Source organism: Kaistella sp. (assembly GCF_032060305.1).
GTDB classification, from domain to species: Bacteria; Bacteroidota; Bacteroidia; order Flavobacteriales; family Weeksellaceae; genus Kaistella; species Kaistella yananensis.
Genome location: NZ_DAMBHK010000031.1, coordinates 1 through 25,313, shown reverse-complemented (window position 1 = coordinate 25,313; position 25,313 = coordinate 1). Strand labels below are relative to the sequence as shown.

Sequence of the window (25,313 nt, the reverse complement as noted above, 5' to 3'; positions counted from 1 at the left end):
TTTCCGGATTCTTAATGCGAATATTTTTCTGAATATTTATTTTCATGAGATTGAGATTAAGGTTGAGATTTTCAAATTTAGTTATTTTGAGTGAGTGTTTCCAGATTGGGTCTGGTTTCGCGTGAGCGATGGTAGTGGAAATCCTTTTCTTGGGCGGCGGCTTCGCCGCCGCCCAAGAAAAGATTGTAGCGGACGTAGCGACCCGCGCAGCTGCAAATACGCAGGCGCGGGACACGCCCAAAAAAAATCACCCAAATTAATGAGTGATTTAAAATTTATTACCAGATTTTAATTCTTTCTTCCGGTGCTTTATAGAGTTTGTCTCCCGGCTTCACATCGAACGCTTTGTAAAAAGAGTCCTGATTAACCAAAGGTCCAAAGGCCCTGAAATAACCCGGCGAGTGCGGATCGGTTTTCACCTGATTCACCATATACTGCTCAGTAGATTTGGTTCTCCAAACAGTTGCCCAACTCATGAAAAATCTTTGATCCTGAGTGAAACCACTGATTAATCCCGGGTTTCCGTGATCTTTAAGATACATCTGCAATGCTGTGTAAGCTACTGCAACGCCACCCAAATCACCGATGTTCTCTCCGCTGGTAAATTTCCCGTTGATAAAACTTCCTTTTACCGGTTCGTATTTATCGTATTGCGCAGCAAGCTGCCCCACTTTCGCATCAAAATTCTTACGGTCAGCATCGGTCCACCAGTTGTTAAGGTTTCCGTCGCCATCGAATCTTGATCCTGAATCATCGAAACCGTGTGAGATTTCGTGACCGATTACCGCGCCAATTCCACCAAAATTTACCGCAGGATCTGCTTTGAAATTGAAGAAAGGCGGCTGAAGAATTGCTGCTGGGAACACAATTTCGTTGTTGGAACCGCTGTAATAAGCGTTTACGGTTTGTGGCGACATTCCCCATTCGGTTTTATCAACAGGCTTTCCTACTTTGTCTAAATTTTTCGCGTACTGCCATTCTGAAACTTTCTGCAGGTTTGCATAATACGTTCCGCCGTCGGCAGGTGCTGTGAGTTGAAGTTTTGAATAATCTTTCCAGGTATCTGGATAAGCGATTTTCACACTGAATTTGGAAAGTTTTTCCTGTGCTTTTACTTTAGTTTCAGCCGACATCCAGTCGAGGTTTGCAATATGATGTTCGAAACCTTTTTTCAAATAACTGATATAAGTTTCCATTTGCTCTTTAGCTCCTGCAGGGAAGTATTTCTCTACATACAGTTTACCGAAAGCTTCGCCTAAAGTTCCGTTAATTACTCCTAAACCTCTTTTATCCATGGATCTTTGCTCTTTCTGCCCCTGTAAATATTTTGAATAGAAGTTAAAGTTGATATCATCAAGCTTCTGATCTAAATTAGTCGCGTTTCCTGAAACCAGTCTTGCTTTCATGTATTCTTTAATCAAAGGAAGCGTTCGCTCATTCATCCAGGAATCCATGGTCTGAAGGTATTTCAGCTCGCTTACGATTACCTTATCGGTATTTACACCGGCTTTTTTAAGATAATCAACAAGGTTGATATTTTTTACCAAAGATGGAAGTTCTGCAACAGTTTTCGGATTGTAACGAAGGTTTGCATCGCGGTTTTGCTCGTTGGTCAAGAGGTTTCCGGCAAGCTGTTTTTCGAAAGCAACAACTCTCTGTGCGGTTTGGTCCGCATTTTTATATCCTAAAACCGTGAAAAGCTGCGCTACATAATTTTTGTACTCGTTTAAGGTTTTTGTGTTGGCTTCGTTTTCTTTCTGATAATAATCTCTACCTAAACCGAGACTGGGACCGCCAAAATAAACGGCATTCATTTTAGAATTTTTCAAATCTGCACCTACACGCCATGCGTATAAAGGATTGTCGCCGGTTTTTGTTGCTTCGATTAAATATTTCTGTAAATCTGCAATCGTTTTCAGTTGATCGATTTTAGCAAGATCAGCTTTAATTGGGGAGATTCCATCGGCATTTCTCTTGTCCCAGTTCATGAAAGTGCCGTAAAGTGCCTGAATTTTCTGGCCTTCGGAGCCCTGAGCAAATTTATCGGTCAATATTTTATTTAAAATTTCTAAAGACGCCACATCTACATCTTCGCGAAGTGCATTGAAACTTCCCCAACTTGCTTTATCGGATGGTATTTCTGCAGTTTTCACCCAGTTTCCGTTCACGTAGCTGAAGAAATCATCCTGAGCACGAACTGAAGTGTCCATATAAGAAAGGTTAAGACCTTCTTCTTTTACAGGTTCTGCTTTCACAACTGCCTGTTCGGTGTTAGTTTCAGCTGATTTTGTGGTTCCGCACGAATTAAGGAAAACAATTCCCGAAAATGCCAGTGCGCTTATCGTTATTCTCTTCATAGATCAATATATTTCTTTGTTAAGTCGTAACCATTAACAAATTGTTACAAAAGCGCTGAAATCTCAGCGGATTTGTTTAGTGAAAATTAATTTTTCCACCAATTATGTTTTTTACTTTCCGGTCTTCCGGATCACCATAAATTTCAATAATTCCACCGGCTCTTGTGGTTGCATTTACTGATCCCGAGACATTTACCTCGGCTACTCCACCAGCATTTGCGGTAACTTTTGTATTTTTCGACTCGGTGTCTTTACCATAATATTTTCCACCGGAGTTTACCACAACATCCTGATTATCGGCAGTTCCTGAAACTTTTATTTCTCCGCCGGAATTGGTTTTAATGTTGAGTTTTGATGCATCAATATTGAGATTTATTTTTGAACCTTCATTTGACGTTAAAGAAAGCATATTGGCATCCAATTCATCGGTTGAGGAAATCGTGGAACCCTGGCTTGCCTGAATATCATTCAGTTTTTCATAAAAAACCTTTACCGAAATCTGATCACCTGACAGAATTTTAGCCGGAGAAAGTTTAATTTTCAGCTCCCCGTTTTTGTTAACGGTCTCGATATCCGGATCGTTATTTTCAGTTTCCACCTTGCTTTGATTGGATGGAATAAGTGTAACATTTATTTTGTTATACACCTTCAGGGACGAAAAATCACCCACATTTCTTGTTGATTGTGCAAATGCCAACTGACATGCTACAAGCATTAAGCTTCCTAATATTTTCTTCATAATGATATAGATTTACTTCTGACAAACGTTTTCAGAAGATATTTATTCTTAACTGCATACGAATTTTTACATTTTCTCTTTTACAAGAATTTCTACCAAATCCTGCAGAACACGCTGCGAAACAAAATTCGCAAAATCATTCCGCTCAAAATGAGGGAGATAAAGGCGGTTTGATTTCTCAAAATCATTTACCCTGATGGAATAAAAGACCGTTCCTATTTCGTTATTAAAATCATCGCTGTTCGGACCGGCAACTCCGGTGGTAGATAGTGCAATATCGGTTTTAAACAGTTTCTGGCAGCCCAAACTCATTTCCTGCGCCACTTCTTCAGAAACCACGGTTTTCTTTAGAATGGTTTGTTCTGAAACGCCGAGAATTTCTATTTTTTTTTGGTAATCATAAGGAATTATACCGCCCAGAAAATATTCTGAACTTCCGGAAACTGAAGTAATCAATCGGGAAAGTTCGCCACCCGTACAACTTTCTGCAACACTTAGCGTGAGTTTCGTTTGCAAAAGAACCTCTTTCAATATTTCCTGAATTTCATTTCCGTCCCAGGATATTACTTTGTCACCGATTAATGGTTTCAGTTTCTCAACCTCATCGTTTAACTGGTTTTCAATTTCCTGTAAGTCACTTCCTACAGCTGTTAATCTCAGTTTAATACGGTTACCAACGGGCAGATAAGAAAGCGCGATGTTGGCAGGCAAGGAAAGCTCCCACTCTTCAATCGTTAAAGAGAGCAGACTTTCCGGAAAATCGACCACCGAAATTATGCGTGCTGCGATATGATTTAAAGACAATTTATCTTTTAAATAAGGAATAATTTTATCGTTGATCAACGGTTTTACTTCATAGGGAACGCCAGGAAGACAGATGGCAATTCTTTCATTTTCTTCTACCATCTGGCAAGGCGCGGTTCCGTTTTCATTCTGAAAAATGTGGGCTTTCGACAGAACAACCGCCTGGTTTTTATTGATTTCCAGAAGATGCTCACGCTTTCTTTTGATCATGAGTTTTTTAAGATGTTCAAAGGTTTGCTCATCCAGTTTCAGATCATCGTTAAAAAATTCCGCAAAAGCAGTTTTGGTTTTATCGTCCTTCGTAGGGCCCAAACCTCCTGTGGTAATCACAATATTTCCGATTTCGAAGGCAGATTTAAGGGTTTTTTTGATGGTTTCAATTTCATCAGAAACGGTAAAAATCTGAGCTACCGAAATTCCGATATTTTTGAGCTGTGAAGCAATAAAATTTGAATTGGTATCGACGGTATTGCCGGATAAAATTTCGTCGCCGATGGTGATGAGTACTGCTTTCATGTAAATATTTTAAGTGTAAAATTACTGAATTTTGGAAAGAATCGCCTTTAAAAACTCATTAAATTACAGTCTTCGCGAAAGGACAAAAAAAGCGGACCAAGGCCCGCCGTTATTCATATTCTTACACAATTGTCTTAATCCTGTTTTGTCCAAATTAAATTTTCGGTTTTGTAACCCAATCTTTTTGCTTCCTGCAAAAACCGCTGCTTTATGTCTTCCGGAATGGTTTTTTCACGCGACAGAATCCACAGATAATCCAGATTATTTCCCGCGACCAACGCGTAACGGTAATTTTCATCAAGATCGATCACGTTATAGCCTGCCCAGATAGGTTTGAAAAACGACACTTTCAGACGCGCAGTTTTTTCATCTTCTACAAAACGGGCCTCGCCTATACTTTCTTTCCATTCTTTTTTTACATAATTGTAACCTTTGTTATCCACTTTGATGTGGCCGTTTTCTTTCATAGAATATTCTGCGGTCACATTATTCATATCCTTTTCAAAGCGAAAATCAAAACGTGCGATTTCGTACCATTTACCTAAATATTTTTTAGAGTCGAAATTTTTCACCGCTGTCGCACCGTCGGGAATCCCTACTGAACACGAGTTAAAAATAAATAAACCTAAAATTCCCAAAGAAAGTGGAATTGCAAATTTTGCCATCTTTTTCATATGATAAGTTTTCCGACTAGTAATCAAATATAATGCCTTTGGTAAAGGCGATCTTTTTAAAATTCTGATTTAAAGTTTTCGTGTCCAGACCTGTGAATTTGCTGAAGGCTGGCAAAATCAACTGGTTTTCAGAAACAGCAAAACACGGAAGTCTTACCGCCTGCCGGGCTTTTCCCTGAAAAACAACTCCGGGATGAATATGACCGGAAACAGTGAAACGGTTTTCCATATGCTGTGGTTCGTGAACGAAAGTGAAAGGACCAATTTCCAGCGTATCTTCAACAATTCCGATGCAGTAATCTTCATAGAATTTTTTCGGAATCCTGTCGTGATTGCCTTTAATTAAAGTAATTTTTAAATCCGGAAATCTGTTTCTCCAATCACAAAATATTTCTAAATCACTATTGTGCCCGGCATGAAAAAGATCGCCGACAATGAGCAGACTTTCTGCACCGAAAAAAGAAATCAAATTTTCCAAAACCTCCAAATCGTCGAGCAAAATCTGAGAAGTAACCGCGATACCGCTTTTTCTGAAATGCGCGGATTTACCGACATGCAGATCGCTGATTATCATGATTTTCCGGCTTTCCCAAAACACCGCTTTTTGGTTGGTGAAAATGAGTCTCTCGTTTTGGATGTTTTTTTCTAAGGTTTTAATCATTTTTTTGTAACACCTGGCTTTTTGAATTCCGTTTTTCAGTTGCTGAGGTTTTTCTGCATCGATTCTTTCTGAAGCCGCAGAATCCGTGAATCCAAATCTTCGCTGGTTAAACTCTGGCGCAAACTGTCGACTTTAATCGGAAAACTGAGTGGCGTAAATGCGTTGGCAAATTTGAGGATAATTTTAGAATTTTCAATTCTTTTAAAGGCATTCACCAGTCGGTTTTCGTCGATTTGCTGATTGAAAACCTCTGCATAAGCCTGTTTAAGCAGTAAATTTTCGGGACTGTAATCTTCCAGAACATTAAAAATTAAACCTGAACTCGCCTGTAAACTTTTATTGTTTTTCTGAATTCCGGGATAATTCTGCACCACCATTCCCGAAATTACAGCGATATCACGGAATTTACGTCTTGCCATTTCGGTAGCATTCACGCTGCTCAAAACATCCTGAATTAAATTTTCTTTGGAGAGAATTTTCTGTAAAACCGCTTCATCGACAGGAATTGGCTGCGAACTCAACAGTTCGAAACCATAATCATTCATTGCCATTGAAAAGGAAATCGGCGTAATTTTCGAAATCCTGAACGCAATTAAAGCGGCCATTACTTCATGAATCAGCCGGCCTTCAAACGGATACATGAAAAGATGATGACCGTCGCGGGTTTCGATCATTTCTACCAGAAACTCATCATCTTTCGGGATATGCGAATTCTGTTCCTGACTTACCAGCAAAGGATGCAGAAATCTGAGTTCCTTCTCCGAAGATTTTGCCTGCAGCGAATCGGATAATTTCAGTCTTAAAAAATGGCTTAAATGCGACGTCAGCGGCAATCTTCCGCCAAGATAACTTGGAATAATGGCTTTTCCTTTGGAGTTTCGTACGTAAACGGTCATTTCTTTAATGTGAGAAATCTCGAGAACGCGACCCGCCAAGATAAATTTATCATCAGGTTTCAGTCTTGTAATGAAATATTCTTCAATCATCCCGATATAACCGCCGCTTACAAATTTCACTTTCAGCATCGCATCGCTCACAATGACGCCGATATTCATCCGGTGAAGCATGGCAATCCTTCGCTGGGTAACTTTATAGATGCCGTTTTCGATGATGACTTTGTGATATTCCTGATAATTTTTCAGCGCGCCTCCTCCCACGGTGATAAACTGCAGTACACTCTGCCATTCCTCAGGAGTAATTTCACTGAAAGCAAATGTTTCTTTAATTCGCTGAAACAACTCTTTCTCCTCAAACCCATCTCCCACCGCCAGGGTCATTAAAAACTGAACCAGAACATCAAAAGACATTACTACCGGTGTTCTGGGTTCGATGATTTTCTGTTTTACGGCTTCTTTCAACGCTGAAACTTCGATTAATTCCAGCGAATGTGTGGGAACGAAATAGATTTTAGAAGTTTCAAACGGTGAATGTCCGCTTCTGCCGGCACGCTGCAAAAACCGCGCAACTCCTTTACTGGAACCGATCTGAATTACCGTATCCACCGGCTTAAAATCGACTCCCAAATCCAACGATGATGTTGAAATTACTGCTTTTAAATATCCTGAACTTAAATTTTCTTCGATCCATATTCTTAAATCCCGGTCGATGGAACTGTGGTGAATCGCGATTTGGCCGGCAAAATCCGGATATTCTTTGAGCAATAACTGATACCACATTTCTGCCTGACTTCTGGTGTTGGTAAAAACCAAAGTGGTGTTGCTCTGAAGAATTATCGGCACCACTTTATCCACGAGTTTTGCGCCCAAATGCCCTGCCCACGGAAGAATTTCAACCTCGTCAGGGAAAATAGGGAGAATATCGATTTTCTTTTTTTCTTTCGCAACGACTTTAGTTTTTTTAATGGAATAAGGAATTAAAACTTCCATGGCTTCATCAAGATTGCCGATGGTTGCTGTGATTCCCCAGATTTTAACTTTCTTCTGATAACTTAAAATCTGTGAAAGCGCAAGTTCCACCATGACGCCCCGTTTGGAACCCAAAAGTTCGTGCCATTCGTCGATAGCGACACATTTCAGATTTTTAAAAAAACGTTGGTTATTCTTCTGTGCTAAAAGCAACTGCAAACTTTCTGGTGTAACGATGAGAATTTCGGGCATTTTTTTGGTCTGGGAAGCCCTTTCTTTTTGTGGCGTATCGCCGTTTCTTACAGAAACTTTCCAGTCGAGGCCGATTTCATCAATCGCCTCGGTCATTGCTTTTGCGATGTCTTTTGCAAGCGCCCGCAGCGGCGTAATCCACAATAGCTGAAGACCGTTTCTGTACCGTTCCGGATGGTTTAAAAAATCAATGATTACCGCTAAAAAAACTGAATATGTTTTACCAAAACCTGTTGGAGCAATCACCATTCCGCTGTAATTTCTGCCAAATTTCTGCCAGGTTTCCAGCTGAAAACCGAAAGGCTCGAATCCTTTTCCGGCGAGCCAATCCTGCACTATTTGGTATCCTTGAGATTTCAGAAAATTTTCTGCCATTATTTTATCAGTTTTTTCACTTCTTCAATGTCATCAATTTCGTCAGCTTTTTTATCGCGGCGCCATCTTACAATCCTTGGGAAACGGAGGGCTACTCCACTTTTGTGCCGGTTGCTGAATCCGATTCCTTCAAAAGCGATTTCGAAAACCAATTCCGGTTTCACAGTTCTTACAGGACCGAATTTTTCCAGAGAATTTTTTGTTACAAACCTGCTGACTTCCATGATTTCCTTGTCCGTTAATCCAGAATATGCTTTGGCGATGGTAACCAGCTGGTCATCTTTTTTTACCGCAAAAGTGTAATCGGTGTAGTATCCGCTTCTTCTTCCGCTGCCTTTTTGGGCGTAAATTAAAACGACGTCGATGGTTAAGGCATCCACTTTCCATTTCCACCAGTCGCCTTTTTTACGGCCAGAATGATAATGGCTGTTTTTCTGTTTCAACATTAAACCTTCGCTGTTATTTTCGCGGGAATTTTCACGGATTGCGATTAAATCGTCCCAGTTTTTAAAAGGAACGCTTCCGGAAATTTTAATATGTTCTACAGGATATGTTTCTATTAAATTTTCAAGAATTTTTCTTCTTTCGGAAAGCGGTTTTTCCCGAAGGTCTTCATCATTAAATTCCAAAATATCGTAGACGAAAACTTTTACAGGTATTTCGCGGAGCATTTTCGGGGTGATGGTTTTCCGGTTGAGACGTTTCTGAAGTTCATTAAAATTTAAAACCTCATCATCATTTACCGCCAAAATTTCGCCGTCAAGGACAAAATTCCCGGGAATATGCTCCAGCGCGGTAACTAATTCCGGAAACTGCGGCGTGACCAGTTCTTCGCCCCGTGACCAGATAAAAATTTCGGTATTTCTTTTAATGAGCTGTCCGCGGATTCCGTCCCATTTGTATTCAGCCTGCCATTCTTCAGGCTTGCCCAGTTCCTGCGTTTCTTTTTCCAACGGATATGCCAGGCAAAAAGGATAAGGCTTTGAATTATCTGGGTTGATATTGGTGCCCGTAATTAAATCATCGAAATTCATCTCATCCACATTCCATTTTCCCATAATACTGTGCATCAGCTGGCTTGAATCAATGTCTGAATATTTTGACAGCGCAGTAATCAGAAGCTTTTTTGAGACGCCGATCCTGAAACTTCCGCCAATTAGTTTATTGAAAATGAAACGTTCGGTATAATCCAACCCATTCCAGGATTCCGTTACATATCTTTTCTTTTCTTCATCGGTTTGGTCTTTCAGATGAATAAGTTCTGTCATCCATTGCGAAAGTGATTTTTGAATATCGTTTTCCGGCGGCGGTAAAATGAGGGAAAGCGTTTCTCCCAAGTCGCCAACTGACGAATAACTTTCTAAAAAAAGCCATTCCGGTAGCTGAATGATTTCCAACGCCCACTGCTTCAGAAGATTTGTATTAACGGGTCTTTTCGGCCGTTTTCCTGTGAAAAGGGCAAGAAACCAGAGTTTATCATTTTCAGGCGCGGTATTCAGATAATGAACCATCGCATCAATCTTCGCGTTGGTTTTGTTGGTGCTTTCCAGGGTTGATATGAGTTCTGCGAAATGTTTCATTTTGTATCCTGTTCTTCGGAATTTATCGTTTCGTCCGCTTCATCGTCGCCATAATTGGTTTTCACTTCGTATGCTTCAATACCAAGTTCATTCAAATATTTTGAAAAAACAGCGGTTTGTCCGTGTGTGACATGCACTTTTTCTGCGCCCGTAGCTTTTACCGTCGCTAAAAGCCCGGACCAGTCGGCATGGTCGGAAATTGCAAAACCGGCATCGGCAGAACGCCATCTTCTGGAGCCGCGCACCTGCATCCAGCCGGAACACAACCCTGTCGCACGGTTCGGAATTTTCCGGATCATATTGGAATCGAGTAACGCCGGTGGAACAATGACGATTTCGCCGTTAATTTTTTTTAAATCATCATTAAAATAAACTGTTTCGTACTGGGGCAAACCGATTCCTACAGACTCAATGGCTTCATTAATTTTCGAAATTGAACTGTGGACGAATATTTTTCCGCTGCCTTCTATTGCTTTCATAATCCGCTGCGCTTTTCCCAAAGAATACCCGATAAAGACAGATGTTTTTCCCTGTTCGCGGTTCTTTTCATGCCATGTTCTCATCTGTTCTGCATACTGTTCCGGAGAAAGCCAGTTGTAAATGGGTAATCCAAATGTACTTTCGGTAATAAATTCGTTGCATTGTACCACTTCGAAAGGGGTAGAAAGCCCATCATCCTGAACTTTATAATCACCGGAAAACACAGCAACATAACCTTTATATTCCATTCGGATTTGGGAGGAACCTACGATATGCCCTGCCGGAAAAAAAGATACTTTAACACCATTGATTACGATTTCTTCATTATAACCCAAAGACTGAACCTCGATATCAGGACCAATGCGGTGTTGAAGAATCGGTTTTGTAAAATGATGGCAAAGGTATTTTTTCATTCCCCATTTTGCGTGATCACCATGCCCGTGAGAAATCACAGCCAAATCTACCGGCCGCCACGGGTCGAGATAAAATTTTCCGGGAATACAGTAAATACCTTTATTGGTGAATTCGATGATCTTCAAAACAATGTTATTAAATTATCTTCCAAATTTGAAATATTCTTTTAATTGATGGTTTTCTTTTTTTATAAAAGCGGAAGCCATTTCCATTCCGGTCACAGAAAATGTAATGCCATTACCGCCAAAACCCAGTACGAAATAAGAATTCTTGAACTTTTTGTGCTCACCGATGTAAGGCAAACCGTCTTTGGTTTCGCCAAAAGTTCCGGCCCAGGTAAAATCAGTATAAAACTGATATTCAGGTAGAACTTTTTTCAGATTGCGGAGAATTTCCTTTTCTTTTTTGTCTAAAAGTGCGTCGCGTTTCTCCGGGTTCTGAAAATCTTCGTCCCCACCGCCAATTAAAAGCCTGCCGTCGTCAGTCGTCCGCATATAAAGATAAGGTTCATCGGTATTCCAGAAGAGCATTTTATTTAGGCTTGCAGGAAGTGAATCTTCTCTTTCCGAAACGATTGCAAACGTACTTTTAAGCTGAACAAAATCTTCTTTAATTAAGTTTTTGCTTTCGTAACCGATGCAGTAAATTATTTTTTTGGTGGTGATTTTAATATTCTCTGCCGTGAAAACTTCATTATAACCGGAATGATATTTCACCGTTTTCATTTCTGTTTTGTCAAAAATTTTCAATCCTTTTTTTTCATTGAATTGCAGAAGCTCATGCGCGAAAATAAAAGCATCAATGCTGGCTCCCTGGTCCGACAATATGCCGCCATAAGTTTTCTCGAAGCCGAATTTTTCCTGAATTTCTTCCGCTTCCAGCCATTTTACATTAAATCCTGCAGACTTCCGCGCGTCGAATTCTTTTGTAAGCCATGAAACATCCTTCTTTTTGGAGGCAAAATACAATGATTTTTTCCTTTGAAAACCTGCGGTAGATTTTATTTCTACAGCAATTTTTTCAAGATCATCAATTGATTTTGCACAGGCTTTATAACTTTCAACAGCCCCTTTTTCACCGATCATTTCCGAGAGTTCATAAAGCGGAACATCGATCTCATATTGCAGCATTGATGTTGTGGCAGAAGTGCTTCCGTTGGCAATTTCGCGTTTATCAATTAAAATAGTTTTGTAACCGTCTTTTACCATCTGGTGGGCGATTAAACTGCCTGTAATGCCACCGCCAACGATAAGCACATCACAGCTTTCATCGGCTTTCAGAGATGGATAAGATTGTAAAATTCCGTTTTTTACGAGCCAGAAAGGTTCATTAGATTTAAGATCCATACCGTTTATTATTTTGCCAACCGAATCAAAAACTGCGCCTTATTCTAAAGCCATCATTTCGGATGATGAAAGTCTTTATTTAAGAAATTTTAACAACGGCTTAATAAACATTTACACGGTGATGGTTCAATTCTTGTTTAAAAATTGGCGACAAATATTTCGGAAACAGACGGACAGTTCGTTATAGCCCCGATGGAAGTGGAAATCCTTTTATTGCAAAATCCACTTGTTCATTGGCATATTGCCATACAATAAAAGATTGTAACGTACAGCGGGTCGGGTTCTGTAAGAATACGGTATTTGTTGCTCCTAAAAAATACACGAAATAACATTAAAAAATACGATTATGTCAACAGAAAATTTAACCCAAACAGAAGCGATTAAAAAACTGAAAGAGCTTTCGGAAAAAGCAGGAACATGCATGTTCTGCACAGATTTAACGACGCTTCCCATCGCTGCAAGACCGATGAGTCTGCGCGAGACTGACGAAGAGGGAAATCTTTGGTTCCTGAGCAGTTCTGACAGTAATAAGAATTTCGAAATCGCCGAAGACAACCGTGTTCAGCTGCTTTTTATGAATAACAGCGATTACGAATATCTTTCGGTTTTCGGGAAAGCATACGTTTATAAAGACCGCGCTACCATTGAAGAAAAATGGAGCCGCATCGCAAATGCTTGGTTTGAAGAAGGTAAAGACGACCCAAAAGTTTCGGTAATACGGGTTACACCAGATGAAACTTATTACTGGGATACGAAAGCGGGAAAACTAGTTTCGTTTGTGACTTTTGCCGCAGCAGCTCTTACAGGTAAAAAAACCGATAACAGCGACGGCGTAGAAGGAAACTTACATGTATAACACTAAAAAAATATATTATTATGAAACCAGACTTAGGGATAAAGGAGAAAGACCTAACAGAAATTAATGATTTATTAAATCATGTATTGGCAGATGGAAATGTACTCTATATAAAACTGAGAAAATTTCACTGGAATCTTTCCGGAGACAATTTTATGGAACTTCACAAACTTTTTGAAGAACAATATGATGCTGTTGCTGAAGCTATAGATGAAGTTGCTGAAAGAATAAGCACTTTAGGCGGAGTTGCAATCGGCACCACCTCAGAATTTGCAGAGCTTTCTCTACTCATTGAAAATCCGGGCAAAATCCCGACCAATCAGGAAATGATTAAGGAACTGGTAAACGACCACGAAACAATTGTAAAATCTTTAAGAAAGTTTGTGGATGACACCGAAGAAAAATATGGTGACAAAGGAACATCCGATTTCTTAACCGGTTTGATGCAGACCCACGAAAAAATGGCCTGGAAACTGAGAAAATATTTTAAAGGATCTTAAAACGTTTCTGATATTTAAAAAAAGCTCCGGCACAAATTGGCTGTACCGGAGCTTTTTATTGAAAGAATATTTACTTCAAAACCTCAGCAAGAAAGGTTTTCATTTCCTGCCATGATTTCTCATCCGCTTCTTTATTGTAGGCAATCGGAAGATTAAATTTCTTTCCTGTTGCAGTTGCATCCGGATTGGTAAAGGCATGCAGCGCATTCTGATAATCGATGAATTTATAATCAATCTTCGCACTGTCCATTTCTTTTTTGAAGCCTTTAATTTCTTCTTTTGGAACAAAGGTATCTGCCGCACCGTTTAGGACGAGATACTTTACTTTATTATTTTTAGCGCGGATTCCGGTTTGCAGATTCCCGTGGAAACTCACTACTCCTTTGAAATCACTGGAAAGGCGTGCCATATTTAGTGCCTGCGCACCGCCAAAGCAATAACCGATAATGGCCATTCTGCTGTAATCTGATTTTTCGGCTAAAATCACCTGATGTTTTGCCGCATCGAACATCCTTCTGGCGTCAACAGGAATATTATAGAAATGCGACGAAAGCTGCTGTGCTTCTTCAGGAGTTTCCACCACTTTCTGATCGCCGTAATAATCAACACCCACTGCGTAATAACCCAATTCAGCAAGTTGTTTCACTCTGTCTTTTACGTAATCATTAAGTCCCCACCATTCCGGAAGCACAAAAACTACAGGCAATTTCCCTTCAATATCCGGATTATAAGCTGCAAAAGAGCGGTGCGTAACCCCGTTGATTTCAGTTTTCAGTTCTTCAGTCTTAATATTTCCGCTTACTTTTTCTGTGTTTACAGTATTTTCTTTTTTGGTGGCAGTTTTTTCTTTACAGGCAACTGCGAACAGCGAGAGCGAGAGCGCAATAGTGAGAATTGGGAGTTTCATAATTTATTTTTGTTTAAAAATAATGAAATATTTTGAATGCTTTAATGCAAAAAATAAAAAGCACACCTACAATGGTGTGCTTAAGTATTATTTTGTAATAATTTCTTTTGAAATTAATGAATATGTTTTTCCGCATGATAAGAACTTCTTACCAGCGGCGAACTTTCTACGTGTCGGAAGCCTAAACTTCTGGCAAAATCCCCAAATTCATTGAATTCTTCAGGAGTGATAAATTTCTTCACCGGCAAATGTTTCTTGGTAGGCTGCAGATATTGCCCGATGGTAATCACGTCGACATTGGCGTTTCTGATGTCTTCAATGGTCTGAAAAACTTCATCTCTTTCTTCTCCCAAACCTAGCATTAAGCCGGTTTTCGTACGGTTTTGCCCCGCTTCTTTCATGTAACGCAATACTTCAAGGCTTCTTTCGTATTTCGCCTGAATGCGGACTTCACGCGTGAGCCTTTTTACAGTTTCCATATTATGGGAAATTACTTCCGGAGCTACTTCGATAAGCCGGTCAATATGTTTTGTAATTCCCTGAAAATCAGGAATTAAAGTTTCCATTGTGGTTCCGGGGGAAATTCTTCGTACGGCATTCACGGTTTCTGCCCAAAGAATAGAACCCATATCTTTCAAATCATCACGGTCTACAGAAGTAAGCACTGCGTGTTTTATTTTCATCAATTTGATGGAGCGCGCCACTTTTTCGGGTTCATCCCAGTTCACATCCAAAGGTTTACCTGTTTTCACGCCGCAGAATCCGCAGCTTCTCGTACAGATGTTCCCAAGAATCATGAAGGTAGCAGTTCCTTCGCCCCAACATTCGCCCATATTCGGGCAGCTGCCGCTCTGGCAGATGGTGTTGAGCTTGTATTTATCAACCAATGTGCGGAGTTCGCGGTAATTTTTCCCAGTCGGAAGTTTTACGCGGATCCATTTTGGTTTCTGTACTGTGGTATCTATAGTGGCTTCGTTCATCTTTAAAAATAAAGTGCAAATTTACGAATTAAGAAATTGGTTTTATCAATCCTCGAATTCTTTGTTTTTTAATAATGCTGCCAGAACTTTCTTGGCCCGCATAATCCTTACTTTGGTATTGGCAACGGTTAAACTGAGTTCTTCAGCAATTTCTTTAATGCTTTTTTCCTCGAAAAATCTCAAGCGGATAATCTCCTGATAATTGGAATCCAGGCTTTCGATGATGGTAATAATTTGCTTCTGATCTTCTTCGGAAATTAAAAGTTCCTCGGGTGAGAGCGCAAACTGATTCTTAAAACCTTCAAAACTCTCCACAGAATCTTCGTTTTCACGGTTTTTTTTGCGCCAATAATCGATCACTGTATTCTGCGCAATGGTAAGAATCCATGTTTTGAACTGAAAATTAGGGTCGTACAGATCGAGTTTTGCAAGAACTTTGGAAAAAACTGAAACCGTAAGTTCATCGGCAATATTTTCGTCCTGAACTTTTTTCATTACAAAACTGAAAACATCCACCCAATAAAAATTAATGAGCTTGGTCTGCGATTTCTGGTTTTTCTTCTTCGCAAGCGAAATCAGGGATAGAAGTTCGGTTTTGTTCATTGGGAAACAAAGATAATGAAATTATTGCCCCGAATATATGGTTGAAAATCAGTGGTGAATTTTAGGTGATTAATTTTAAAATCCTTACTTTGCATCACCCAAAATTTACAATATGAAAGCCAAGAAAAAATATAAAGAACAGATTCTTAATTCTTTGAAAGACATGGCACACGCCGAATATTCGATGCTTGAAACAATGACGAATCTAATGCTTCTGAAGGAAATGAAAGAACGCAATATTTCATTCAAAAAAGGAGATACTTTTTCTTTTGAAGACAATATTTTCGATTACAGTGAAGACAAAAACATCCGCAGGATTGCCAAACTGAGAAAGAAAATGCTTAAAACCATGAATAAACTTGTGGAGAAAGGTAATTTCAAAGATAAAGAGATTGAATTTCTGGCATAGGATCAGCATGTAAGTGCAATTATTTTTTCAGCTTCGGGTGATGCTTCTGCATTGACAGAAAATATAATCTTATAGCACGATTCTTCCCTTTTTACGGTTCCGTCGAGCTGCTGCACCATGGCATCTAAAATAAAGCTGCTCAAATTTATGTTTATACAAGACATTCAGCGTTTCATCAAGTTGAAATCCTACGAGACTTAAAGTGACAGCCAAATTATTTTTAATACGGTGATAATTTTCAGGTTTGAGCTGCGGGTAATTTCGAAAGCTGAATTCGGCTGTATTTAATTCATCACTGCAGCTTTCCCGGTTCATTCCGGTTTCAAAAATCAGGGCACGCTGAAGATGGGTCCGCAACTTCAGATCGACAGGTAGATTGGGCTTGAAAGTATCTTTTGAGACATCGAAAGCTTCATCAACAAGCGCCAGTTCATTGAGGATTTTCATTTAAATGACTTCGACCTCTGTTTTTTGTATGGGATTTAAATGGTGATTATTTGCATTAATAAGCGTTAATACTTCCTTACTTTGAGAATGAAAAACTTTGTGCTCTATACTGGTTTTCAAACTCAAAAGTGTAAATTTTCATCATCACACCAATCTAATCATTCTGTTATAAAATTTCAGTAACTTTAAAAATATTTTTTAAAGCAATATTTATGAAATTCGGACAAGTTGAAGATCCTTCGCAGATAGATTTTACGCTCCCTAAAGATCATCAGAAAACGGCAGAAATCCTAAAAAAATCTAAATCTAAAAAACTGGATATTTCCGTAGGCTGCGCAAAATGGAATAAAACCGACCTCAAAGGATTCTATCCAAAAGGCACCAAAGACGAACTTACCTATTATGGAACGCAATTTAATTCCATTGAACTTAATGCAACATTTTACGGAATGCCAAGCCCCGCACAGGTACAGACGTGGAAAGAAAAAACGCCGGCCGATTTTAAATTTTTTCCAAAAATAACCAATACGGTTTCACATTTCCGAAGATTGCTGAATATTACTGATGTTGTAACGCAGTTTGCAACCGCAGTTTTAAATTTTGATGAAAAATTGGGGATGGTTTTCCTGCAGCTTCATGATAATTTCAAACCAAAAGATTACGAAAGACTCGAAAAATTTGTTCAGGATTGGCCGAAAGAGGTTCCGCTGGCAATAGAACTCCGTAATAACGAATGGTTTACCGATGAAGAAATTTTCAATAAAACCTGCGAACTTTTTGAAAAGCACCAAATCACAAATATCATTGTAGATACCGCAGGACGGCGAGATATGCTGCACATGAGGCTTACCACTCCGGTGGCATTTATCCGTTATGTGGGAGCCAATGCTGAAAGTGACTACACAAGACTCGACGATTGGATCGAGAGAATCAAAATATGGAAGGAAAAAGGTCTGGAAAAACTCTATTTCTTTGTTCACCAGAACATTGAAAAAGCTTCGCCGCTGCTTTCCGCGTATTTTATTGAAAATTTAAATAAAGAGTTCGGGACCTCAATTCATATCCCGGAAATGGCAGAGGTAAAAACGAAATTTTAAACAACAAAAAAGCCTCAGAAAATTCTGAGGCTTTTTATCTAAACTATTTTTGTTTACGCTTCACAACTCGAGCAGGTTACAAAATTCACCATCATTTCCTTGGAAACAGACGAACTTCTTTGGTAATACAAAGTTTTTACGCCTTTTTTCCACGCTTCGATGTAAAGGTAATTGACGTCTTTTACCGGCATGGTTGACGGAATCTGCAAATTCAGAGACTGCGCCTGATCGATATACTGCTGTCTTTGCGCTGCCTGAGAAATAATTTCCATCGGAGAAATTTCTCTGAACGTTTTGAAAACTGCTTTTTCTTCTTCCGTAAGCTCATTTAAATGCTGTACAGAACCGTGATTCAGCATGATTGTTCTCCACGTTTCCTCGTTATCGAGACCTTTTTCCTGAAGGAGTTTTGCCAAATATTTGTTTTTACGCATGAAATTTCCTTTTGCCAAACCTGCTTTGTAATAATTCGAAGCAAAAGGTTCAATTCCCGGTGAAGTCTGACCCAAAATCGCAGAGCTTGAAGTGGTAGGAGCAATCGCCATGGTGGTGGTATTCCGCATTCCGTAACCTTTCAGCAATTCCGGTTCGCCATAAATATTGGCCAGTTCCTGTGATGCCGCAATCGACTGTTCTTTAATCTGTCTGAAAGCCCTTGCGTTAAACTGTGTCGCTTCAAAACTTTCAAACGGAATCATGTTTTTCTGCAGATAAGAATGATAACCCAAAACGCCCAACCCAAGCGCTCTGTGACGTAAAGCGAAGTTTCTGGCTCCTGTGAGGTAATAATTCCCTTCAGTTTTTTCAATAAATTCAGATAAAACCGCATCAAGGAAATAAATGGCAAGTTTTACGGCGTCGGTATCTTTCCATTCGTCGTATAATTCGAGGTTCATCGAAGACAGACAGCAGATAAAAGATTCTTCCTTGGAAGACGGCAGCATAATTTCCGAGCAAAGGTTACTCGCATTGATGGTCATTCCCAAATCTTTGTAAACCTGAGGCTTGTTTCTGTTCACATTATCGGAGAAAAGAATATACGGCAAACCTTTCTGCTGACGGCTTTCCAGAACGCGCGCCCAGATTTTTCGTTTTTCGATATCGCCATCAATCATATCCTGCATCCAGTAATCAGGCACACAGATTCCCGTAAAAAGGTTCTGAATCGGACTTCCAATATCTTTAATGGAAAGAAATTCTTCAATATCACCGTGATCAATATCCAGATAAGCGGCAAAAGCTCCACGTCGGACACCGCCCTGTGAAACCACATCCATCGCGGTATCATAAAGTTTCATGAAAGAAACAGCACCGGAGGATTTTCCGTTGTCGGTTACGGCAGTTCCACGGTTTCTCAGTTCCCCGAAATAGCCGGAAGTTCCGCCTCCAATTTTCGTCTGCATGATCACTTCGCCCAGTTTGTGGGTAATTCCTTCGATATTATCCGGAACGTGAACGTTGAAACATGAAATCGGCAAACCGCGCTGGGTTCCCATATTCGCCCAAACCGGCGACGAAAAACTGATCCAGCCTTTGGTTATCATTTCCTCGAAAGCCGGCTGAAGTTCAGGTTTGTATAATCTTTTGGCTGCGGCAGTGGTAATTCTTTCGATGGCACCTTTTACGGTTTCGCCTTTCAAAAGGTAACCGCGGTTCAGCATTTGTTCGGACTCTTCGTTGAGCCACCAGATATTTGTATTTTCTTCCATTTGTATGCTTTTTGGCAGTTGGCTTTTGCTTTCTGCGTTATTAATTTTCTATTTTCAGGAGCAACCCGATTTTTGCTTTTTTTCAAAACCTGTCCCGCTTTCCGCTGTATCTTTTTTGTTGATTTCGGCTCCGCTCAATCACCAAAAAAGGATGCCGCTGCAATCGGGGCTAAAAGTTCTTTCGTTTTTCTTTCGACGGTTCTCAGCGTAAAATAGGTTTTGGCTAAAGCCGATTATGCTTTCTTCGACATAAACGGGCTAAAGCCCGTTCCTATTGATAATAATTTGCTGTATTGACGCTCGCTTCGCTCGCGCCACTCAACTTAAAACAAATCGTTTTCCGTAATACTCTTATCGTGCTTGGTATAATCTACCGGTCTTTTCGCAAAGAAATCATCCATAGAATTGGCGAAAACTTCTTCTTCAAACCAAATCATTGGTCGGTACTGTTCCGGCGAAATGTTGTAGCGGGTTTTCATGCCGATTTTCTTCAGACTGTCGTCTACGCGGTATTTCATAAAGTTCAGCAGATCTTCTTTCGTGAAATTATCGATTTCGCCGAATTCGAAAATCCAGTCCAGTATTTCTTCTTCCACGGTAATCGAATGATCAACCAGCGTGTAAATATCTTCAATATCAGAATCTGTTAGTAATTCCGGCTGTTCTTCACGGATTTTATTGATCAGATAAATTCCTGCATTGGCGTGAATCTGTTCGTCAACGGAAGTCCACGCAATAATGTTGCTTACATTTTTCATGTAACCTTTGAATCTTGTGAACGACAAAATAATCGCAAACTGTGAGAAAAGCGATACGTTTTCGATCAGGATACTGAAAAGCAGAAGCGACGAAACATATTCTTTCGGCGTGGTGGAATTGGCATGCCTTAAAACGTTCGAAAGAAAATCGATTCTCTTTTTAATCGCAGGAATCTCGACAACTTTTGAAAACTCGTCGTTATATCCCAACACTTCCAGCAATCTTGAATACGCTTCAGAGTGGCGGAATTCACATTCTGCAAAAGTAGAACCCAAACCGTTGAGTTCTGGTTTCGGCATGTGGTTATAAAGATTTCCCCAGAAAGTTTTTACAGAAACTTCGATCTGGGCAATCGCTAAAAGAGCGTTTTTAATCGCGTTTTTTTCATGGGGCTCAAGCTGCGAGTGAAAATCCTGTACATCTGCCGTAAAATCTACCTCAGAATGCACCCAAAATGATTTGTTAATCGCTTCTACGAACTGCAAAACCTCCGGATATTCAAATGGTTTGTAACTTACTCTTTTATCAAAAATCCCCATAACGTATTGTACTTTAAAAATTGATTAATTTAAGGCTCAGGAAACATTTCAATCCCAATCAACTTACTGCTATACAGCTAATTGATTTATTTATTGGGCTTTAAAACTTAGATATTGTTTCCGGTAAGCGTGAAGCACAAAAGTAGAGAATTGAATGTGATATTAAAAGCGATAAAAATTAAATCTCTGACTTTAAGCAGTAAAAGTTTTCCACAATCACACAGACCTCGCACTGCTACCTATTTTGCCGGGAACAACAAAACAAACACGACATCAACAGTCTTTTTTCATTAAACACATACCTGAAAACATCTTATAACAAATACATATTTATTAAACATATGGTATTTAAAAAACAAAACCACAGTTGTAACAAACCGCAGTTTCTATATACTTATCTTTTAAATAAACTTCTGCGCTCCATGGTAGTAATAAAGGACTTACATAAATCTTACGATACGGGAAAGAGCAAGCTTCATGTTCTGAAGGGAATAAACCTCACCATTGAAGAAGGTGAGTTTGTTTCGATTATGGGAAGTTCGGGTTCCGGAAAATCTACCCTGCTCAATATTATTGGTATTCTGGATGAAAAAGATTCTGGTGTTTACAATCTCGACGGAATCCCTATTGAACATTTATCCGAAGTAAAAGCCGCAGAATATCGAAGCAAATTTCTGGGATTTATCTTCCAGTCGTTCAACCTTATCGGTTACAAAACTGCGCTGGAGAATGTTGCGCTCCCACTCTATTACCAAAATGTCTCCAGAAAAGAACGCAACCAAAAAGCCATGGAATATCTGGAAAAAGTAGGTCTTGCCGAATGGGCAAGTCATCTTCCGAATGAACTTTCAGGCGGACAGAAACAAAGAGTCGCCATTGCACGGGCTTTAATTACAGACCCAAAAATTATTCTTGCCGACGAACCTACCGGAGCGCTGGATTCTAAAACCACTTACGATATTATGAAACTGCTTCAGGAAATCAACCGAAGCGGCAAAACCATCATTGTAGTGACTCACGAACCCGATGTAGCCGCAGAAACCAAAAGAAATGTAATTCTAAAAGACGGAATTATAGAGAGCGATGAGTTTATCACCCAACGTGTTCTCGCTTAAACCAAAATCCTGAACGTTAAATGATATGTTTGATATAGACCGCTGGAGAGAAATTTTTGAATCAATTCGCAGTAATTTATTGCGAACGGTGCTGTCGGGATTTACGGTGGCGTTGGGACTCTATATTTTTATTGTACTTTTCGGAATCGGGACCGGGCTTAAAAACGCTTTTACAGAAGGCTTTACCCGCGATGCAGCCAATTTAATCTCAATCTTTAGCGGCAAAACTACAATTGCTTACGGCGGACTTCAGTCGGACCGACAGATCATCCTCAAAAATGATGATTACGAGTTGGCAGTAAGTTCAGATTCCACCAAAGTTGAAAATTCAACTCCCCGATACACAACCAGCATGACCGTGAAATACGGCAAAGAAAGCGGCAGCTACCAGATCAACGGTGCCAACCCCGAAGAAATCGTTATCGAAGACCGCAAACTAACGGAAGGCCGGTACCTCAACAGCAGAGATTTAAGCCTCAAACAAAATGTGGCGGTGATCGGAAGAATGGTTCAGCGCGATTTGATAAAAGATGGCGGCGCGATCGGAAAAGATCTCGACATCAACGGAACCTTCTTCAAAGTAATCGGTGTATTTTCTGATGATGGCGGCGATTTCGAAGAACGCGTTATCACAGTGCCCATCACCACTTTGCAGCAAATGAAGAAAGGTTCGGATACTGTAAGCAACATTTACATTACATACGACAGCAAACTTTCGCCAGATCAGGCGATAAAATACGGAGACCAGCTTCAGAAAGAACTCAAAGCGAAAAATAAAGTTTCGCCGGATGATGAAAACGCAATTATCGTACGGAATAATGCTAAAAACATGGGTGATACCATTCAGTTTTTGTTCATTATCACGCTGATTGTAGGTTTCATTGGAATGGGAACTTTGCTCGCCGGAATTATCGGAATCAGCAACATTATGGTGTATATCGTAAAAGAAAGAACGCAGGAAATCGGTGTTAGAAAAGCAATCGGCGCAAAACCAAGCAGTATTGTAGGATTAATTATGCAGGAAAGTGTTGTGATTACAGTAATTTCAGGGATTATAGGTGTTGCTTTAGGCGTAATGTCGCTCGCACTTATTGGCGACAGTTTAGAGAAATATTTCATTAAAGACCCATCCGTGGGCTGGGGATTAATTATTGTGGCCTTTATAAGCTTAGTGATTTCCGGGCTTATTGCCGGATTTGTACCGGCGTACCGAGCGAGCAAAATTAAACCTATTGAAGCCTTGAGAGCAGAATAAAAATTAACAAGAAAAGCAAAATGAACATCATTTTCAAAATAGACACCTGGCAAGAAATTTATCATTCCCTCCGGAATAATAAGTTACGAACCTTTCTTACCATGATTGGAGTGGGTTGGGGCATGTTTCTGTTTGTCGCCCTTCTTGGCGCCGCAAAAGGAATGGAAAATGGTTTCGACAAAATATTTTCAGGGTTCGCTACCAACTCCATTTTTCTTTGGGCACAAAACACAACAATTCCTTACGATGGATTTGCAAAAGGCAGAAAAATGAATCTCCATTTAAGCGATCTGGAAATGCTGCCGAGAAAAATTCAGGAGATTGATTATATCTCGCCCCAGAATTCGCGCGGAAATTTCGGAAGTCCGGGCGAAAGCTTTTCACGAAACGGAAAAAAAGCTACTTATACCTTAACCGGAGATTACCCGATCGGAAACAAAATTTCCCAGAAAAAACTCATTTACGGAAGATATATTAATGACGCAGATGTTACAGGAAGCAAAAATGTAATCGTTATTGGTGAAGAGATTTACAAGAACTTTTTCGATGCCAAAAAGAACGAAAATCCACTGGGAAAACTGGTGAATGTGAAAGGGATTTTCTTCCACGTAATCGGAGTTTTCCGTGCAAAACAGGGTGGCGGTCCCGAAAATGACCAGTCGGCATACATCCCGCTTTCCACATTTACAAAAATGTATAACGACGGCGACAAAGTAGGATTCTTTGCCATTGTAAGCAAGCCCGATGCGGATTTGAGTATTGTTGAAGAAAAAGTGAAATCCGAACTCAAACAAAAATATCATGTATCGCCCGAAGACACCAATGCTTTCGGGAGTTTCAACCTTGGTAAAGAATTCAAGAAACTTACCGGATTTTTGACGGGAATGCAGCTTTTAACAATAATCGTGGGAACTTTGACCATCCTGGCAGGGGTTATCGCCATTTCTAATATTTTATTAATTACAGTAAAAGAAAGGACCAAAGAAATCGGAATCCGGCGGGCTTTAGGTGCAAAACCCGCGGAAGTACGAAATCAGATTCTGCTGGAAAGTGTGGTAATAACACTGGTTTCAGGCTTATTAGGATTTATCATCGGGATTTTTCTGCTGATGGTTCTTAATATTTTAACCAAGGATCAGGACAAATTCCCTTTCTATAATCCAACGGTAAATTATCTGGAAGTTTTCGCCGCCATGTCGGTGATGGTGATTCTAGGTTTAATTATCGGAATGATCCCGGCACAAAGAGCGGTGAGAATCCGGCCGATTGAAGCCTTACGTTCTGAATAATTCATTAAAAAAAAAGAAAAATATTAAAAAAATAAACTACAATATGAAAAAGAAGTTCACTTTAAAAAAAGGAATTTACATTTTTTTGGGACTGATTTTAGCGGTTGCATTAATCTCCGGAATCTCTTACCTCATCAAATCAAACAGCAAAGAGAGCGAAACATTCCTCACCAAAAAACCGGTAGTTCAGAATATGGACGATAAAGTGATGGCAACTGGAGACATTGTTCCGCGCGAAGAGATCGAAATTAAACCCAATATGTCGGGAATTATCGATAAAATCCTGGTTGATGAAGGTGATCAGGTCACTGCAGGACAACTCATTGCCACATTAAGAATTGTACCAAGCGTTCAGAACGTGAATGCCGCCCAGCAGGAGATCAATAATGCCAACCTCCAAATTAGCAATGCACGAGCTAATGTAAACAACCAGCAACAGCAGTTTGCCATGCAGCAGAGGCTTTATACGCAAGGTGTAATATCTAAACAGGAATATATTTCTGCTCAGCAGCAACTTCAATCAATGCAGCAGCAGCTGAGAAATGCCCAGCAGCAACTGCAGACTGCTCAGAAAAACTTGCAAATCGCCAGAACCGGTGCGACTCCCGAACTTGCAGGTTTGGCTACCACACAAATCCGCTCGAAAGCTAATGGAACTGTACTCGAAGTTCCTGTAAAAGTCGGAAGCCAGGTTATTGAAGCAAACTCTTTCAATGCGGGAACAACGATTGCATCCATTGCGGATCTAAATTCACTGATTTTTCAGGGAACCATCGACGAGGCAC

Annotated in this window: 23 protein-coding genes; 8 read left to right on the top strand and 15 right to left on the bottom strand. The window is 40.0% G+C overall.

Annotation, left to right across the window (positions count from 1 at the left end; genetic code table 11):
• Positions 1-278: 278 nt before the first annotated feature.
• The 9 genes from V5N63_RS06170 to V5N63_RS06130 all read right to left on the bottom strand — a co-directional run bounded on the left by V5N63_RS06170 (position 279) and on the right by V5N63_RS06130 (position 12,063).
• On the bottom strand, positions 279-2,357 hold the full coding sequence (locus V5N63_RS06170) for a M13 family metallopeptidase (RefSeq protein WP_332033247.1): 2,079 nt from the start codon (positions 2,355-2,357) through the stop codon (positions 279-281).
• 76 nt (positions 2,358-2,433) lie between these two features.
• Positions 2,434-3,096, bottom strand: coding sequence for a head GIN domain-containing protein (locus tag V5N63_RS06165; protein ID WP_332033246.1), 663 nt, complete (start codon positions 3,094-3,096; stop codon positions 2,434-2,436).
• 66 nt (positions 3,097-3,162) lie between these two features.
• Entirely contained in the window at positions 3,163-4,416 is a 1,254-nt protein-coding gene (locus V5N63_RS06160) for a CinA family nicotinamide mononucleotide deamidase-related protein (RefSeq protein WP_332033245.1), read from the bottom strand.
• Between the two features lie 134 nt (positions 4,417-4,550).
• A complete protein-coding gene (locus V5N63_RS06155; protein WP_332033244.1) occupies positions 4,551-5,090 on the bottom strand; it encodes a lipocalin family protein in 540 nt (179 codons plus the stop codon).
• Positions 5,091-5,106: 16 nt separating this feature from the next.
• A complete protein-coding gene (gene pdeM, locus V5N63_RS06150) occupies positions 5,107-5,751 on the bottom strand; it encodes a ligase-associated DNA damage response endonuclease PdeM (protein WP_332033243.1) in 645 nt (214 codons plus the stop codon).
• A gap of 35 nt (positions 5,752-5,786) precedes the next feature.
• On the bottom strand, positions 5,787-8,243 hold the full coding sequence (locus V5N63_RS06145) for a ligase-associated DNA damage response DEXH box helicase (RefSeq protein ID WP_332033242.1): 2,457 nt from the start codon (positions 8,241-8,243) through the stop codon (positions 5,787-5,789).
• The gene (locus tag V5N63_RS06140) at positions 8,243-9,823 is read right to left on the bottom strand and encodes an ATP-dependent DNA ligase (RefSeq protein ID WP_332033241.1); all 1,581 of its coding nucleotides are present in this window, start codon (positions 9,821-9,823) and stop codon (positions 8,243-8,245) included. The genes V5N63_RS06145 and V5N63_RS06140 overlap by 1 nt, the downstream gene beginning before the upstream one ends.
• On the bottom strand, positions 9,820-10,842 hold the full coding sequence (locus V5N63_RS06135; RefSeq protein ID WP_332033240.1) for a ligase-associated DNA damage response exonuclease: 1,023 nt from the start codon (positions 10,840-10,842) through the stop codon (positions 9,820-9,822). The genes V5N63_RS06140 and V5N63_RS06135 overlap by 4 nt, the downstream gene beginning before the upstream one ends.
• Before the next feature lie 15 nt (positions 10,843-10,857).
• Positions 10,858-12,063, bottom strand: coding sequence for an NAD(P)/FAD-dependent oxidoreductase (locus V5N63_RS06130; protein ID WP_332033239.1), 1,206 nt, complete (start codon positions 12,061-12,063; stop codon positions 10,858-10,860).
• A 346-nt stretch (positions 12,064-12,409) separates the two neighbouring features.
• Between V5N63_RS06130 and V5N63_RS06125 the strand changes: the two genes are divergently transcribed.
• Positions 12,410-12,919, top strand: a complete 510-nt coding sequence (locus V5N63_RS06125; protein ID WP_332030605.1) for a pyridoxamine 5'-phosphate oxidase family protein — start codon at positions 12,410-12,412, stop codon at positions 12,917-12,919.
• 20 nt (positions 12,920-12,939) lie between these two features.
• A complete protein-coding gene (locus V5N63_RS06120; protein ID WP_088467874.1) occupies positions 12,940-13,419 on the top strand; it encodes a Dps family protein in 480 nt (159 codons plus the stop codon).
• A 70-nt stretch (positions 13,420-13,489) separates the two neighbouring features.
• Here the strand turns inward: V5N63_RS06120 and V5N63_RS06115 are convergent, their stop codons facing one another.
• The 3 genes from V5N63_RS06115 to V5N63_RS06105 all read right to left on the bottom strand — a co-directional run bounded on the left by V5N63_RS06115 (position 13,490) and on the right by V5N63_RS06105 (position 15,909).
• Positions 13,490-14,326: a dienelactone hydrolase family protein gene (locus V5N63_RS06115; protein ID WP_332033238.1), complete on the bottom strand. Its 837-nt coding sequence runs from the start codon at positions 14,324-14,326 to the stop codon at positions 13,490-13,492.
• 113 nt (positions 14,327-14,439) lie between these two features.
• Entirely contained in the window at positions 14,440-15,306 is an 867-nt protein-coding gene (gene lipA, locus V5N63_RS06110; RefSeq protein ID WP_332033237.1) for a lipoyl synthase, read from the bottom strand.
• A 45-nt stretch (positions 15,307-15,351) separates the two neighbouring features.
• A complete protein-coding gene (locus tag V5N63_RS06105; RefSeq protein ID WP_332033236.1) occupies positions 15,352-15,909 on the bottom strand; it encodes an RNA polymerase sigma factor in 558 nt (185 codons plus the stop codon).
• A 112-nt stretch (positions 15,910-16,021) separates the two neighbouring features.
• On the opposite strand from V5N63_RS06105, the gene V5N63_RS06100 reads away from it, so the two are divergent.
• Positions 16,022-16,318, top strand: a complete 297-nt coding sequence (locus V5N63_RS06100) for a hypothetical protein (protein ID WP_332033235.1) — start codon at positions 16,022-16,024, stop codon at positions 16,316-16,318.
• 69 nt (positions 16,319-16,387) lie between these two features.
• On the opposite strand, the gene V5N63_RS06095 is transcribed toward V5N63_RS06100, so the two are convergent.
• Entirely contained in the window at positions 16,388-16,765 is a 378-nt protein-coding gene (locus tag V5N63_RS06095; RefSeq protein ID WP_332033234.1) for a hypothetical protein, read from the bottom strand.
• Positions 16,766-16,977: 212 nt separating this feature from the next.
• On the opposite strand from V5N63_RS06095, the gene V5N63_RS06090 reads away from it, so the two are divergent.
• Positions 16,978-17,862, top strand: coding sequence for a DUF72 domain-containing protein (locus V5N63_RS06090; RefSeq protein ID WP_332033233.1), 885 nt, complete (start codon positions 16,978-16,980; stop codon positions 17,860-17,862).
• A gap of 53 nt (positions 17,863-17,915) precedes the next feature.
• Here V5N63_RS06090 and V5N63_RS06085 read toward each other — a convergent pair whose 3' ends face one another.
• Positions 17,916-19,589, bottom strand: a complete 1,674-nt coding sequence (locus V5N63_RS06085; RefSeq protein ID WP_228399613.1) for a ribonucleoside-diphosphate reductase subunit alpha — start codon at positions 19,587-19,589, stop codon at positions 17,916-17,918.
• 305 nt (positions 19,590-19,894) lie between these two features.
• Positions 19,895-20,869 (bottom strand): ribonucleotide-diphosphate reductase subunit beta, encoded by a 975-nt coding sequence (locus tag V5N63_RS06080; RefSeq protein WP_332033232.1) that lies wholly within the window; start codon positions 20,867-20,869, stop codon positions 19,895-19,897.
• A gap of 422 nt (positions 20,870-21,291) precedes the next feature.
• On the opposite strand from V5N63_RS06080, the gene V5N63_RS06075 reads away from it, so the two are divergent.
• The 4 genes from V5N63_RS06075 to V5N63_RS06060 form a co-directional block, all read left to right on the top strand.
• A complete protein-coding gene (locus V5N63_RS06075; protein WP_088467883.1) occupies positions 21,292-21,984 on the top strand; it encodes an ABC transporter ATP-binding protein in 693 nt (230 codons plus the stop codon).
• Between the two features lie 25 nt (positions 21,985-22,009).
• Positions 22,010-23,239, top strand: coding sequence for an ABC transporter permease (locus V5N63_RS06070; RefSeq protein ID WP_265143149.1), 1,230 nt, complete (start codon positions 22,010-22,012; stop codon positions 23,237-23,239).
• A gap of 20 nt (positions 23,240-23,259) precedes the next feature.
• Positions 23,260-24,528, top strand: a complete 1,269-nt coding sequence (locus V5N63_RS06065; RefSeq protein WP_088467885.1) for an ABC transporter permease — start codon at positions 23,260-23,262, stop codon at positions 24,526-24,528.
• Between the two features lie 43 nt (positions 24,529-24,571).
• Positions 24,572-25,313: efflux RND transporter periplasmic adaptor subunit (locus V5N63_RS06060; protein WP_332033231.1), on the top strand; the 742-nt coding region annotated here is incomplete at its 3' end.